Origin of the sequence: Erysipelatoclostridium sp. An15, from assembly GCF_002160675.1 — a bacterium.
GTDB classification, from domain to species: Bacteria; Bacillota_I; Bacilli_A; order Erysipelotrichales; family Coprobacillaceae; genus Thomasclavelia; species Thomasclavelia merdavium.
This window is the reverse complement of sequence record NZ_NFLA01000054.1, coordinates 1-15,156: the sequence shown is the minus strand read 5'-3', so window position 1 is coordinate 15,156 and position 15,156 is coordinate 1. Positions and strand designations below refer to the sequence as shown.

General features: G+C 27.4%; 17 protein-coding genes and 1 pseudogene. 4 read left to right on the top strand and 14 right to left on the bottom strand.

Annotation, left to right across the window (positions count from 1 at the left end; translation table 11 throughout):
* Positions 1-292: 292 nt before the first annotated feature.
* From B5E92_RS13030 to rdgB, 3 genes are read right to left on the bottom strand one after another with little or no spacing between them, the layout of a single operon-like run.
* Positions 293-943 (bottom strand): TIGR01906 family membrane protein, encoded by a 651-nt coding sequence (locus B5E92_RS13030; RefSeq protein ID WP_087302910.1) that lies wholly within the window; start codon positions 941-943, stop codon positions 293-295.
* Positions 933-1,442: a tRNA (cytidine(34)-2'-O)-methyltransferase gene (locus B5E92_RS13025; RefSeq protein ID WP_087302907.1), complete on the bottom strand. Its 510-nt coding sequence runs from the start codon at positions 1,440-1,442 to the stop codon at positions 933-935. The genes B5E92_RS13030 and B5E92_RS13025 overlap by 11 nt, the downstream gene beginning before the upstream one ends.
* Entirely contained in the window at positions 1,443-2,030 is a 588-nt protein-coding gene (gene rdgB, locus B5E92_RS13020; RefSeq protein ID WP_087302905.1) for an RdgB/HAM1 family non-canonical purine NTP pyrophosphatase, read from the bottom strand.
* 128 nt (positions 2,031-2,158) lie between these two features.
* Between rdgB and chbG the strand changes: the two genes are divergently transcribed.
* A complete protein-coding gene (gene chbG, locus B5E92_RS13015; protein WP_087302903.1) occupies positions 2,159-2,902 on the top strand; it encodes a chitin disaccharide deacetylase in 744 nt (247 codons plus the stop codon).
* A 31-nt stretch (positions 2,903-2,933) separates the two neighbouring features.
* On the opposite strand, the gene B5E92_RS13010 is transcribed toward chbG, so the two are convergent.
* The 6 genes from B5E92_RS13010 to B5E92_RS12985 form a co-directional block, all read right to left on the bottom strand.
* Positions 2,934-3,686 carry a MurR/RpiR family transcriptional regulator gene (locus B5E92_RS13010; RefSeq protein ID WP_087302901.1) on the bottom strand — a complete coding sequence of 251 codons (753 nt, stop codon included), beginning with the start codon at positions 3,684-3,686 and terminating at the stop codon, positions 2,934-2,936.
* A 39-nt stretch (positions 3,687-3,725) separates the two neighbouring features.
* Entirely contained in the window at positions 3,726-4,481 is a 756-nt protein-coding gene (locus B5E92_RS13005; protein ID WP_087302899.1) for a metallophosphoesterase, read from the bottom strand.
* 162 nt (positions 4,482-4,643) lie between these two features.
* Positions 4,644-4,841 (bottom strand): hypothetical protein, encoded by a 198-nt coding sequence (locus B5E92_RS13000; protein ID WP_087302897.1) that lies wholly within the window; start codon positions 4,839-4,841, stop codon positions 4,644-4,646.
* 126 nt (positions 4,842-4,967) lie between these two features.
* Complete coding sequence (locus B5E92_RS12995) at positions 4,968-6,023, bottom strand: hypothetical protein (RefSeq protein ID WP_087302895.1); 1,056 nt, start codon at positions 6,021-6,023, stop codon at positions 4,968-4,970.
* 1 nt (position 6,024) lies between these two features.
* A complete protein-coding gene (locus tag B5E92_RS12990) occupies positions 6,025-6,552 on the bottom strand; it encodes an ECF transporter S component (protein ID WP_087302893.1) in 528 nt (175 codons plus the stop codon).
* 171 nt (positions 6,553-6,723) lie between these two features.
* Positions 6,724-8,649 (bottom strand): NAD(P)/FAD-dependent oxidoreductase, encoded by a 1,926-nt coding sequence (locus B5E92_RS12985; RefSeq protein WP_087302891.1) that lies wholly within the window; start codon positions 8,647-8,649, stop codon positions 6,724-6,726.
* A gap of 162 nt (positions 8,650-8,811) precedes the next feature.
* On the opposite strand from B5E92_RS12985, the gene B5E92_RS12980 reads away from it, so the two are divergent.
* Positions 8,812-9,693 carry a MurR/RpiR family transcriptional regulator gene (locus B5E92_RS12980; RefSeq protein ID WP_087302889.1) on the top strand — a complete coding sequence of 294 codons (882 nt, stop codon included), beginning with the start codon at positions 8,812-8,814 and terminating at the stop codon, positions 9,691-9,693.
* Positions 9,694-9,721: 28 nt separating this feature from the next.
* On the opposite strand, the gene B5E92_RS12975 is transcribed toward B5E92_RS12980, so the two are convergent.
* Positions 9,722-10,729 carry a flippase-like domain-containing protein gene (locus B5E92_RS12975; protein WP_087302887.1) on the bottom strand — a complete coding sequence of 336 codons (1,008 nt, stop codon included), beginning with the start codon at positions 10,727-10,729 and terminating at the stop codon, positions 9,722-9,724.
* Between the two features lie 68 nt (positions 10,730-10,797).
* Here B5E92_RS12975 and B5E92_RS12970 point away from each other — a divergent pair, with 68 nt between their 5' ends.
* Positions 10,798-11,337 (top strand): TetR/AcrR family transcriptional regulator C-terminal domain-containing protein, encoded by a 540-nt coding sequence (locus tag B5E92_RS12970; RefSeq protein ID WP_158095235.1) that lies wholly within the window; start codon positions 10,798-10,800, stop codon positions 11,335-11,337.
* Positions 11,338-11,462: 125 nt separating this feature from the next.
* Here the strand turns inward: B5E92_RS12970 and B5E92_RS12965 are convergent, their stop codons facing one another.
* Together B5E92_RS12965 and B5E92_RS12960 are read right to left on the bottom strand one after the other, a co-directional pair.
* Positions 11,463-12,791, bottom strand: a complete 1,329-nt coding sequence (locus tag B5E92_RS12965) for a radical SAM protein (protein WP_087302883.1) — start codon at positions 12,789-12,791, stop codon at positions 11,463-11,465.
* A 14-nt stretch (positions 12,792-12,805) separates the two neighbouring features.
* The gene (locus B5E92_RS12960) at positions 12,806-13,348 is read right to left on the bottom strand and encodes a DUF308 domain-containing protein (protein WP_158095234.1); all 543 of its coding nucleotides are present in this window, start codon (positions 13,346-13,348) and stop codon (positions 12,806-12,808) included.
* 324 nt (positions 13,349-13,672) lie between these two features.
* On the opposite strand from B5E92_RS12960, the gene B5E92_RS12955 reads away from it, so the two are divergent.
* Positions 13,673-14,251, top strand: a complete 579-nt coding sequence (locus tag B5E92_RS12955; RefSeq protein ID WP_087302879.1) for an HdeD family acid-resistance protein — start codon at positions 13,673-13,675, stop codon at positions 14,249-14,251.
* 23 nt (positions 14,252-14,274) lie between these two features.
* Here B5E92_RS12955 and B5E92_RS12950 read toward each other — a convergent pair whose 3' ends face one another.
* Together B5E92_RS12950 and B5E92_RS12945 are read right to left on the bottom strand one after the other, a co-directional pair.
* The gene (locus tag B5E92_RS12950; RefSeq protein WP_087302877.1) at positions 14,275-14,637 is read right to left on the bottom strand and encodes a nuclear transport factor 2 family protein; all 363 of its coding nucleotides are present in this window, start codon (positions 14,635-14,637) and stop codon (positions 14,275-14,277) included.
* A 105-nt stretch (positions 14,638-14,742) separates the two neighbouring features.
* Positions 14,743-15,030, bottom strand: a pseudogene (locus B5E92_RS12945) (cyclophilin-like fold protein); the annotation flags it as partial.
* Between the last annotated feature and the right edge of the window lie 126 nt (positions 15,031-15,156).

The window sequence follows — 15,156 nt, the reverse complement described above, 5'->3', positions numbered from 1 at the left end:
CCACCAGTTACTAAAGATAAATAAGTTTGATTATTAAAAAACATCTTATTGGCATATTTCATATTAACACTCCATTACTATAATATTTAAATAATTTTTATTGTTTAATATGCCAAAGTCATTTTAAAGACAGTTATATTATAGCATATAAAATACTATATATTATCTCAAATTTATCTCATTTTTATAATGATAATTACTCATAAAATCTAACTAATATTTATATCATTATAGTAAAGTATTTTAAAACAAATCTGATTTTATTAAAAAATGGTCCTTGTAAAAAGGACCATTATAAATCAATATCAGCAACAATCTTTTTTTGTTGATAACGATAATACCCTAAACATATTATCGCTAAAAGACATACAATAACTACAATTAACATAAAACAGTGCATAAAAAACGTTTCTGGTAAAATAGTAATAACTGGATCAGTTCGGTAATCAAAGATCCAATAATCATTTCTAAAAACTATCTGGTGAAAAAGTATAAATGCTCTTTCAAAGTCCAAAGCAGCTAAAAAGCCTAACACAGTTGGCACAATAATTGTAATTAAACCAGTTAATCGTAAAAAACGATATTCTTTTTCTTTAATCTTTTTAATTGTCATTGGAATTGAAATTAACCCACTGATAACCATCATTACTTGAATTGCTTCAAAAATACGTTTTACTTCTTCAAAATGAATTCGACCACTATCAGACATTACAAAATCTGGTAAATTCAATGTTCCTTGGTAAAAAATTGATTGATAATTAATTAATATCCGATAATTTTCTTTAATAGTCTCTGCATCTAAACCACTAATTTGATCAATATTTAAATAATTAATATCAAAATAATATAATGGTTTAAAAAACACTGTAAAAACTACCGCAAAACTAATGATAAAAATCATAAGCATAATCGCTAGAAAAATATCATTTTTTTTATAACTCATATAAGAACTCTTCACCTTTTTGAACTTCTACTTTAGAAAGCTGTGGATAATTTTGTTGTCTTAAAGCTTCATAAATACAAATCGCTGCACAATTAGATAAGTTTAAACTTCTAACTTTATCACTCATTGGAATTCTTAAACAACGATCTAGATTTTCTGTTAATATTTCTTTTGGAATTCCATCATGCTCATGACCGAAGAATAAGTAATGCTCTTTACTAGTATCGCTAAAATCCTGATCTGTAAAACATTGATGTGAATAACGCGTAAAGAAATAATATTCACCAGGATTTTTTTGTTTAAAATCTTCATAACTTTCATATACATGAAGATCTAAATCCTTAACATAATCTAATCCAGCTCGTTTCATTTTTTTATCATCTAAATCAAAACTCATTGGTTTAATAATATGTAAACTAGTATTAGTTGCTACACAAGTACGCATAATATTTCCGGTATTTTGAGGAATTGCCGGATGAACTAAAACTATATGATTCATTTAATCCATCTCCTTTAAAATTGCATATAATTTTTTCAACGCTTTTGCACGATGTGAATGTTTATTTTTTTCTTCCATTGACATCATAGCTGAAGTCATTTTACATGGTGGGAAATAAAAAATCGGATCGTAACCAAAACCATTTTCCCCTTCGATTTTATCATTGATTAACCCTTCCATTGTTTCTTCGATAATGATTGGTTCTTGACCAGGGATTACTAAAGCCATCGCACAAACAAAGCGAGCTGTTCGATCTTTATCTTTTAGCGCATCTATAATATATTGATTTTTAATATCATAACTTGTATCATGACCTAAAAAACGAGCTGAATAAACACCAGGCTGTTTATCAAGAGCGTCAACTTCTAAACCACTATCATCAGCTAATACTGGTTTATTAACAATTTTAGCAATTGTACTAGCTTTTATTAAAGCATTTTCTTTAAAAGTTGTTCCTGTTTCTTCAATATCGATTTCTTCATTTAAAACATCTTTCATTGATAATACTTCAATATTAATATCTTTAAGCATTGCCCTAATTTCTTTTAATTTGCCTTGATTAGTCGATGCTACAATTAATTCTTTCATGACTATACCTCCATTTTTTATCGTGTTTATTATAGCACGATTATAGAGTAGTTTGCAGATTTTGAAAAAATAAATACTATTTTTTTATTCACGATATAATTTGATTATAGATATTGGAGGACTATAAAATGACTAAAAAAATAATTATAAACGCTGATGATTTTGGTATCAGTGAAGGGGCAGTATTAGGGATAATTAAAGCTCATCAAGATGGGATCCTAACTTCAACAACTTGTATGGTTAATATGCCATATGCAAAAACGGGCTTAGAACTTGCAAGTAGATATCCTAATTTAGGAGTAGGAATTCATCTAGTTTTAACTGTAGGACGTCCATTAATTGACGGTGCTAAAAGCTATGTTGATAAAAATGGTAACTTTTTAAGACCGTCTGCTTATCCTAATGAAGAACCAAATGCTAATTTTGATGAATTATATCGAGAATGGAAAGCTCAAATAGAGAGATTTATTAAATTAGCTGGTAAAAAACCAACTCATATCGATTCACATCATCATGTTCACTTATTACCACAACATCATGATGTAGTAATTAAATTAGCTAAAGAATACGATTTACCAATTAGACAACGTGACCAGATCATTAATAATTATAAATATGTTAGATGTAATGATCAATTCTACAAAGATAATGTAAATTATGAATATTTAACTAGCGCTATAAATGATATTGATGAATATGGTGAAATAATGTGTCACCCAGCTTTACTTGATTGGCGTTTATATCAAATGAGCAGTTATAATATACCAAGAATGAAAGAATTAGATCTTTTGTGTGATAAAAAAATAAAACAGTTTATTAAAGATAATGATATTGAACTAATCAATTATTCTAATCTTAAAAAGACAGATTAAAACCGAGCCAGTTAGCTCGGTTTACTTTTTATTATAAATAGTATTGTTGGTAATAATGAACCCGTAATAAATCACAAATTGTCATAATTTGATAATTAAAGTTTATTCCATCAAACTTACCAGGGACATGAATTACATAATCAGAAATCTTATATTCATCTAATTCATATGTTTTATTTTGCGTAATCAAGATTGAAGTACTTAAATCTACTCGTAATTCCTTTTTTATATCAACAAAATAGTTCATTGATCTACCTGTAGCAGAGATAAAAATTGTCACATCATTTTCATCTAAAACCACATCTTTATCAAAACTATGATATTGAATTACCGGCTTACCAAATGTAATCAAATCAGTTTGTAATTCAACGGCAATAGATAAAGGATATAAAGCACCAATTAATATAACCCGTTTAGCTTTAAAAATTGCTTCACAAATAGTTGAAATATAAGCATTCATTTCTTCATTTGAACAAGATTTTTCCATATCATTAATTAATTGTTCACTATTGATGCCTAACATTCTAGCTCTGATTTGATCCAAACGAACCATATGAGTTCTTAAAAGATCATTTTTAAACTTATCAAAGCTTTCATATCCTAATAAATTACAAAAAGCAACTATTTTTTCTTTAGTGACACCACTTTTTAAGACAACATCATCAATGTCAAAATCTTCAAAACCTAAATAATTATAAACAACAAATTTACAAAAACGATAATAGTCATCAACTACAAAAGCGCCATTTAAATATGTTAATATTCTACTCAATAATATATTCATATAATAACCTCCACTACTTAATAAATTCTTTTTACATTTTTAAATGTTTTTTGCAGCTTCTAAAACTTCACTTTTTTTAACTACAAAAACTTCCATCGTATTTAAACAAATGCAATTTAATTGACCTTTATCGAATGGTCCTAAACCACCATCAATCCCAATTTTATCTTTAAAAACTGGATCATGCCAAATATCAAAACAATCTTTCTTTTGATGAATATAACATGTAGGTGTATGTCCAAATATTATAATTTTATTATCCAATCCCTTTGACATAAAGAAATACTCACGCATCCAGGCACATTCTTCTTCAGTTTGTTCATATAATCCTTTTTCTGGATTAATACCTGCGTGAATCAAAACATAATCTTGATCATTACAATTTATTTCAATAAACGATGGGCATTTATTGACATAATCAATCATCATTTTATAAAAAGCTGCTTTAACTATTTTATAATCAAATTCATTAAGGGCTTTCTTTTGTAAATATTCATGATAACTATGAGCTGTTTTATTTCCGCCATTTTGAGCCCACATTCGTCCTTGTGATGAAGTTGGATCATCAGCAATAAAAGCATCACGCATCATGATTTCATGGTTACCACGAATCAGATGAATATTTTTAAATTTTTGAATATATAAGTATATTTTTAAGCTATCTGGTCCCCGATCGCAACAATCTCCTAAAATATATAATACATCATCATCAGAAAATTTTATTTTTTCTAACATTTTGATAAAAACATTATAATGTCCATGAATATCGGAAAGCACATAAATATTTTTAGGCATACTTTATCACCCTTTCTTATATTAGTTTATCATTATTCACTATTTTTTTAAATAAATATTGTAAAAGTAATTACATTTATTATTTAAAAAAATAGTGATTATTACATAATAAATAAAAAAATGGAGTATCTTAAAATACCCCATATAAAAACCTAGCTAATTTTATTTATTATTATCATTACTAACCTGAATAATCCCCACTAATGATAAGATAATCCCTACTAATTTCATTCCAACCGATAACCCCAATAAAAGACCGGTAGTAAAGTCTGAAAAATCACTTAAAAAATAACTATTAAAATAACCCAAGACTTCTCCTAAAATAATTAATCCTAATCCGACTTTTAAATTCTTGATCATAATTTTCTCCTAATAACAATTAACAACTCAATTCAATTAAACAATGATATATTTATTGTATAAATATAAACAGTAAAAAACATCAAAATTATATTAATTAAATATTAAGTTATAAAAAAATCACGTTTATTCAACGTGATATAAATAATTAACTTGTTTAAATATTTGGTATGCTTCAAAATATTTATTTTCTAATGGTATCCAGATATTTTTAAATTTTTCTAACATCATAGCACCATTACGATCTAAAATTCTTTTTTCTTGTAACTTATCACTAATATCCAAACCGATTGCATAATCATAATACTTTCCAAAATATGGATGTAAGCTATATGTTCCCTCAATAATATTTAAATTATGATAAGGAATTACTTGAATATCATCATCTAAAGCCATCTTGGAACAATTAAATCTTTGATATTTGATTGATTTCTTTTTTAAAAGCGGATCAATTACAGTTTCTTTAAAACGTTCATAATCAACATTGCCCCCTGGCATAGATAATCTTTCTTCAGTACGTTGAAATGGTCTTAAGAAAAAATCATCCATTTTAAAAAGATTAGCATCATAAATTTCACAAAGCAAATTGGCTAAAAAAGACTTCCCAGCACCACATTTACCATCAATGGCAATTGTTAGTGGTTTGTTGGTAATAAGTAATTGATTGATTTTATTAATAATATCAAAATATTGAAAATATCGTTTATCTACAAGTCGATAATGTGGTTTATATTCTTTGCGATATTGCTCAGAATGAGAAATTGGTGGAAAATTTAATTTTTCATATGCCTTCAATTCTACTTCAAACTCTTGATTATTGTAATCAATTTCACCTTGAACCATTGCTGCTTTGATAGTTTCTAATTTATTGATAAATGATGCTAAATTGCCATGACTTTGTTTTGAAGAAGCAACAAATATTTGATTTAAAGTTAATATTTGAACAGAATCTAATTTACCTAGATAAACTCGAATTAAATTATCACCAATAACCTCACTAGTTAAAGTGGTTTGACTATTCAATGTTGCACATTCATTTTGTAATCTTTCTAGACTATTATCAAAAGAATCAATCATATGTCCGCCACCAAATTCATTCTGGTAGATTAGTTTAATAATATCTCGAGGCTTCATGCCTGGATAGCGTATTAAATGTTCTTTAACTAGAGTTATAATATTCATACTACTTAATTAAACGAGCCTTTTGTAAAGCTATAATAATAGCTGGAATTAAAATTAATTGTAAGATAATTCCTGGAATTGCTTGACTAAAAGCTCCGGCAATAAACATTGCAAAAGCAAAGCTTTGTCCTGACATACCATATAAAATAACACTTACAATTCCCCAAACTACTCTACCACCAAGCATAGCAATAATTAAGCTTAAATAAATATTGCTAGTTTTTTTAGATAACCTATTGTATAAAAAACCAGATAAAAATCCATATGCTGCTAATTCAAAGGCCATCGCAATTGCAGTTGGAAACATTGGTGGCATTGAAAATAGTGCACTTCTAAGTAACGGTACAATAAATCCTACGATTAATCCTAAAGGACCACCACAGATAAAACCACATAAAATTACTGGAATATGCATTGGTAATAACATACTACCAAAACTTGGAATTTGCATTGTTAAAAAAGGTAACACTAAACCTAATGCAAGAAAAAATCCTGCTAAAACTATTTCTTTAACTGATAACTTTTTCATCTTTTCCTCCTTGTAAAACATGAAAAAAGCCATAAAAATGCCTGTAATATCCTAATCAAATATATACAGAACTACCTTCATGGCATTACGTTATCTTCTTGATAACTTGATTATCGCTTAAATCATGTATATCAATATTAGCGATAAATTTTTATCTTGTCAATAAAAACATTATAATTTTAAAGCTAATTTAGTAGCCTCATAAATAGCCTTTTTAGCATCTCCAGCTTTTAAAGCATCACCTATGACATATACATTGCCTAAATCTTTGATATCTTGATATAATTCATCATTTGGTTTAGAACCAAATGCTAAAACAATAGCATCAAAACCAGTTAAAGTTTTTTCATTTCCATCTTGTTGATAAACAATTCCATCAGAATTAATTTTTAAAACCTTACTATTTAATAAAATATTAATTCCTAATTGTTTTACATGTTCTAATAAATTTTGACGTGGTCTTTTTGGTGCTAATGGCGCTGCTTTATCTAACATATCAACAACAGTTACTTGATTACCATATTCACCAATTAATTCTGCAGTTTCCACACCAACTAATCCAGCACCTAAAACTAATACTTTTTGATTTTTAAATACTTGTTTAAATGATAAAATATCATTAGCTTTATAAACATTTGAATTATCAATACCACTAATTCCTGGAATAACTGGCAATGATCCTGTTGCTACAATAATTTCATCAAAATTTTCAGTAGCTAATAATTCTTTTGTAGCGGTTGTTTTGTATTTTACAGTAACATTATATTTTTGACAGAACGCTAAATAAGTTGAAATTGTTTTCGCTAAATCCTGCTTCATTACTGGAACAGATGCTAAACGATATTGACCACCAGCAGTTGCTTCTTTTTCATATACAGTAACTTGATGACCTTTTTTACCTAAAATCCAGGCTGCTTGTAAACCAGCAGGTCCTCCACCAATAATGGCAATCTTTTTAGCTTGTTTTGCCTTTTCAATTTTCCAAACATTTTCTTTACCACTAAAAGGATTAATCATACATGAAGTACCAAAACCATCTTCAAATGATGTTGTATATAAGCATCTTTGCATACAACCAGTACAAGTTAAAATTTCATTAATTTGACCATTTTTAACTTTATTAGGGAAATGCGGATCACAAATAGATTGGCGACCTAAAGCAACAAAATCCATCGCTTTTCTTTTAATAGCACTTAAAGCTAAAGTAGCATCATTAATTCGACCCACACCGATAACAGGAATATTAATGGCATCTTTTACTTTTTTTACATTATCAATATTAAAGCCATTTTTCACATAATAAGATTGAATAGCTGTTCCATAAGAAATATGAATAGCATCAGCTCCAGCTTGTTCAAATAACATTGCCTGAGCTACTGCATCTTCAATATCATTACCACCATAATATCCTTCTGCACCACTTGTTCTAACTACAACTGGGTAATCATTTCCACAGGCTTTTTTAATTTCTTCAATAATTTCACAAACAATTCGAGCTCGATTAGTAATATTACCTCCATAACGATCAACTCGTTTATTAACTCCTTTTGATAAAAATTGAGCTAATAAATATCCATGAGCTCCATGAATTTCGACTCCATCAAAACCAGCTTTTTTAGCTCGCAATGCACTTGCAACAAACTTATCAATGATAACAGGAATTTCTTCAGTTGTTAATTCATGAATAGTATTTGGTTTAGAAACATCAGGAATATTGCTAGCACCAACGGCTGGTAACTTAGTAGTTCCTTTTCCTTGTAAGCGTCCTGAATGTTGTAATTGAGCAAAAATATAACTACCATTTTCGTGTACTCTTTGTGTTAATTTAGTTAACATTGGTATAAAACAATCATCATAAATACCGGCTTGAGTTTTTTCGGCTAATCCTTCTTCACTTACACATAAAAATTCAGTTGTAATTAACCCAAAACCACCTAATGCTCTTTCACCATAGTAATTTAAAGCTTGATTTGTAAATTGATGATTTTCATCAGTATAATGACTATCCATCGCTGGAACAACTAATCGATTTTTAATTTCTAATTTTCCAATTTTCATTGGTTCAAATAATGCACTATAATTTTTATCCATATCCATAAATACTCCCTTCTTTTAAGATGTATTTTAACGATATTTACAATAAATACAATCAATTAAAAAAAGTCGCAACAGTGCTTTATTTAAAGACTTTTTAAGTGGCAAAATAATAAAGCAGCGTTTCACTTTCTATGTTATAATGTTTAAAATTGGAGGTATTGTATGTTATTAGAACAGCGAATTAAAAATTTAAAACATATGTCATTATCTCAGCAAATTATTGGGGATTTTATTTTAGAGAAAAGATACCAAATCAAAGAAATGTCAACTAGAGATATTGCTAAAATGACTTATACATCATCGGCAACTGTCGTTCGTTTTGCTAAAAAATTAGGTTATGAAGGATTTAATGATTTAAAAAATGATTATTTAAATGAACTATATTATATTGATACCCATTTTAATCATGTAGACGCCAATTTTCCTTTTAATAAAAATAATTCTTTAACTGAAATTGCTGGTAAAATTAATAATTTATACAAAGAAACAATTGATGATTCTTTGTCATTGATTGATTTTGACCAATTACAAAAAGCTATTGAAATAATGCAAACTTCTGCTACGATTCATATTTTTGGTCTTGGAAGTTCGTTACTTTTTGGTAAACGTTTTAAATATCAAATGACTAGAATTAAAAAAAGAGTTGAAATTGAGACATTAGCAGGTGAATATGGCTTTAATATCAATCTTGTTTATCAAGATGATTGTGCCATTATAATTTCCTATTCTGGAGAATCAACCACAGTTATTAATCACGCTAAATTATTAAAAGAAAAAAAGATTCCTATCATTGCTATTACTAGTTTAGGCGATAATCATCTTAAAGAATATGCTGATATTATCTTGCATATTACTACTAGAGAAAAACAGTATTCTAAAATTGGTAATTTTTCTAGTGAATATTCCATTCAGTATCTTTTAGATTTACTATATACCGGATTCTTTGCTTTAAATTATGATCAAAATCTTGATAATAAAATCCAGCTTTCTAAAACAATTGAAAAATGCCGTCATCCTCAATCAAATATTATTAAAGAAGATTAAAAAAGTAGATATAAAATTTTTCTTATATCTACTTCTTTTGTAATAACAGTTCTTTTTCTAATTTCAAAAAAACAATCGCACTCATTAAAAATGGATAAAAATAAGTTGTAATTCGATAAACGATTAAAGCTGAAGTTGCTTTAGCTATTCCTAAATATGGAGCAAATACTAATAAAAAAGAAATTTCTGGTGGACCCAGTCCGGCAACATTAGGTAAAACACCAGTAATCAATAGCATAATCGATGCTAAAATCTGAATTTGTGAAAATGATAAATCATGAATATTAACTACATAAAAACAATATAAAGGAATTGTATATGTCCAGAATAATTTAAAAAAATTAGTAATAATTACTTTTAAACATAGCTTTTTATTTTTTAAAACTATTTTAGATTCTTGATAAAGAGCCTTTAGATTATCTTGCCAATCTAATTTCTTCTTTTGCCACTTTTCATTATCAGGCAATTTATTAATTAACCATAATAATAAATCCTGTATTTTTTGCCAGCTACAAATTAATATCAATCCAATAATAATTAATAAATATACAAAGTAGCCTACAAAAATATAACGCATAATATTATTGTTAGCACTAACAAGCCAATTAAAATTAAAAGCAATTAAAACGCTAGCATAAACAAAAACTGAAAATTTATGAAAGATACTATCTAATATAATTAATCCAATCCCTTTGCCTGCTTTTATCCCTCGTTTATATAAATAATAACTTTGCAAAGGAATTGTACCAGCTGATGAAGTAGTGATATTACTAAAAGTACCAAGTAGTGTCATTTCAACTGACTGGCGATATTTAAAAGATGGTGATTGTGATTTTATTAAAACAAAATTACCTAAAGCTTCTAATAATTGATAGATTGTACCAACAACTATTATTGTCAAGAAATCAAAAACAGATATATTTTTCAAGTAATTTAGGACATCATTAAAATCCTGACGAAACACAACATATATAAAGAAAATAACTGCTAAAATAGTTATTAAAAAAATTATTATTTTTTTCTTAATTTTAATCATCACCTTTCAGCTAGCAAAAAAATTTTAGATATGTTAGAATTGGTATATTAATGAAAGGATTTGAAATGATGAACCGAACCGAACTAGTAATCGCTAAAGCGTTTTGGCAACTATTAGAAGAAAAGCCTTATAGTAAAATCACTGTTAAAAATATTGTCGAGCGTTGTGAAATCAATCGTAACACTTTTTATTATCATTTTCATGATATTCCTGATTTATTAGATAGAATATTGAAAAGAAATGCTAATGATATTATTAATAAATCCAATCATTTTGATAATCTTATTGATTGGTTTATTCCTATTGTAGAGGATTGTAATAAAAGAAAAAAAGCAATTTTAAATGTTTATCATTCAATTCAAAGAGAAGTATTTGTCGAACACTTAAATAAGATTGCTTTATATATAAGTGAACAATACACAGAACTCTTAACTAAAGATATTAATATTTTAGATCAGGATAAAAAGCTGCTTATCCGTTTTAATAAATGCGTTATCGTCGGAATCATTCTTGACTGGTTAGATAGTGATGCTAATTATGATTTAATTACATCTTTTACTAGAATTTATCAAATTCTAGAAACCAATAATAAAAAGTTTTTTTACTAATCTATTCTTTAATGAATAACTCTAACATCTTATCTTCATTTTAACATAATAATAAAATTATCGTCTAGTTTTTACCATCTTAGCAAAAAGGCTGAACGTTTAAAAAATTAAACGTTTAGCCTTATCTATTTACTCCAGATTTTATCGGCTACAACCTGCCAGTTTTTAGCATACTGATCACATTTACTACATAGATGATCAACTGATTCTGGTGATTGTAAATCAGTAGAATGAGCATTAGTTTTAGCAACCATTGCTCTTAATTTTTCGGGATTTTCTAACATTGGACATGGTCTAAGCATATTTTCATTAAATGGCTGATTATCATGATATGCCATCATCATTGGCGATTTTAACGCATCTAATAATGATTTTTCACGAATGTTAGAATCTGAATAATGAACGAATACACATGGGTCAATATCACCATTAGCATTTATATGCAAATAGCGTCGTCCCCCGGCAATACAACCACCAACATATTCAGCATCATTTTGGAAATCTAATGCAAATAATGGTTTGGTACTACGATAATGACGAATTCTTTGATATGTAGCTTCACGTTGACTTGGGGTTGGTAATAAATCAATTGAAGCATCATTTCCAACTGGCATATAATGGAAATACCAAATAAAATATACTCCTAAGTCAATTAAAGAATCATAAAATTCTTCAGATGTTATTGATTCAAAATTGGCACTAGTATAACAAGCAGAAATACCGTAAACTAATTTCTTTTCTTTTAATAACTTAATAGCATTAATAACCTGTTGATAAACACCTTGTCCTCGACGATCATCTGTTGCTGTTTCAAAACCTTCTAGTGAAATCGCTGGAACAAAATTACCAACTTCAAGCATTTCATCTGCAAACTCTTCATCAATTAAAGTTGCATTTGTAAAACATAAAAAGACACAGTCATCATGTTTTTTACATAAACGGATCAAATCTTTTTTTCTAACTAAAGGTTCTCCTCCGGTATAAATATACATATAAACCCCTAATTCTTTACCTTGGTTAATAATATCATCAATTTCATCATAGGTTAAATTAAGTTTATTTCCATATTCAGCTGCCCAGCAGCCAGTACAATGTAAATTACAAGCACTAGTTGGGTCTAATAAAATTGCCCAAGGTATATTGCAATTATATTTTTTCCGATTTTCTTCTTGAATTGGCCAGCCAACCATAGCTGCATTGATGAAAAAATTAACAGCTAATGTTTTAACAACATTACTATCTACATCATTAATTATTCGACGAATAAATGAATAATACGGATGCTGAGGATTAGTGATAGCTTCACGAATTATTTTTCGTTGTGATTCAAATTCATTAGAACTAAACTTATCTGCCCAATCTATTACTCTAACTAAATTTTTATCAGGATCACGATATACATAATCAAATATTTTTTCCAAACCTAATTTTTGTATTGATGTTTTTACACTCATATAAATACCTCCATTTAATAACTGTGTTTTAGTTTGACAGTATTTTTTATTACATAATGATTCATCATCCCTTCAAAAATCAACGCTAAACTTATGATTAATTGTTGCAATATTTGTTGTTTAAATGGTTCGATTATTAGTAATACTGCTATAATTCCGGCAGCAATAGCTAGTAATAAAATTACATACCAGGTTTCTAAACCAAATTTTTTAGCAACTTGTGCCATTTGAATTTTAAGTAAACTATCTAACAGAATTAATAATCCCATTCCTTTAGATAAATAATTGTAAATACTTGATTGCCATATTAATACAATAATGCCAACTATAATTAATAATAATCCACTAGCTAGATCATATTGAAACGCTAAACTATATAAATCATCACAATAATATCCAATGATCTTAACAATTCCATAAAATATCAATATTATACTGCTTAAATTACAAACACTTAATGAAGCTTTGAAAGGATGAATTAAATTAATAATTCCTAGACTATAAAAAATAGCTGCTATTAAATAATATCCCGTTTTAGCTATTTGAATCTGTTTCACATCACTCCCTTTTGATATTTATTTTATTTTCTTAAAAATTATTTTTAAATAGACAATAATATTGCATATGTCTAATTTTTAGGCATTTGATTAATTTTGTCTAAACACTTTGATTAAATAAGCCTAATTTTTAGACAATATCGATAATTTGACTATTTTATCATGAAACATAATGGTTACAATAAATATTGTAAGGAGGGCCTTATGAAGAAACATGATTCAATAAAATGGACTATTTATCCGTATCTATTTGTTTTTATATGTCTACTTATAAGTGAAATTTTTAGATTTTTTACTCATAGACAGTCAAGGAGGTAAGGTATTATGTATTGGGAATTTGATTTTATTAATGAGTTTAAAGAGAATTGGAATCGAAGAATTAAAAAAATTAAAACTTTGTATTTAATTTTAAGTATTATTATGATCATTGCTGGTTGTGCTTGTATTTTCTTTCCGATTCAGACTTTTAGTATCGTCAAATTTATTGTCGCAATTGTTCTTATTGGTTTTGGTATTTATTCGATTGTTAATTATTGTATTAGTACTAGCTTTTTTAAAGATCCTTTTGCAATTGTTCATGGTATTATTAATATTTTATTTGGAATTTTAATAATTGAAACACCTTCAATTATTACAGCATTTTCATTAACATTTATGTTTGCTTTAATCTTATTATTCTATGGAACTGAAAAAATTGCTTTTTTACAAAAATTAAAATATTTCAATATTACTAATACTGGTGCTTATACATTTAGTGGGGTAATAAATATTATCTTAGCAATTATATTCTTTATTTTGCCATTGACTTCAACAATTGCTATTAACTATATCATTGCTTTCTATTTAATTGTTGATGGTATTACTCTTTTTATCGAAGCAATAAATATGAAAAAAATAAATTAAAAAAAAACTGTATTTACAGCTTTTTAATACACTAAGGCAGTGAATGTAAATGTTACTAATTTCCATTCGTCGCCTTTTTTACTATAAACTTCAGTTACTGCAAAATGATGAGTAGTTGGCTTACCATCCAATAATAATCCATAATTACAATCAGTAATTACTACAGCAGTATCCCCAAAGAAATCAACATTTTGACTATTAATTACTAATTCAGTTGGTTTGAAAGTTCCATCAGTATAAAACTTAATTTCACGATCTAATTTACAAGTAATTCCAATATGAACAAAATTACAGTTTTCATCAGTAACTGCTCGCATTCCTTGTTCATCAGAATTTTCCATAGCTTCCCAGAATTTTTTTGATACTTTTAATACTTCATTTTCCATTATTATCAACTCCTTTTTACAATTTTATTGTATTAAAAGAAATCCCAAAAGTACAATATTAGTTTATCATGGAGCTATAACTTAGATGCATAATGATAATATATTTTATTTTTCAAGCAATAATGTTACAACAACATCACCTTTTCCAAGTAAGTCTTGTAATTGATTATCAGATATATTTTCAATCGTTCCAAGTCGTGTAAAATTCCAGGTATTAGGTCGGTAATAAATTACAAACATATGTCCTAAATATAAAATTAAATCACCACTTTTAGTAGTAGTATGCTTATCATCTGTCGGTAAACTAAAACCTAAATCACCTACTTTTTCCATCTTAGCATAATCATTCATTGCTATTGTAATTGGTCCATTTTTTAATCGTTCTATTAAAGACCTTGTTGGGGCTGTAACGAAAGGAGGTTTTTTTAACCTTTAATGAAGCGTTACAGCTTCTTTTTTTGTTTTGAAGATTATTTTTTGGAAAATTTAATTTTTTTGCTATTTTTAATTAATTTTTGC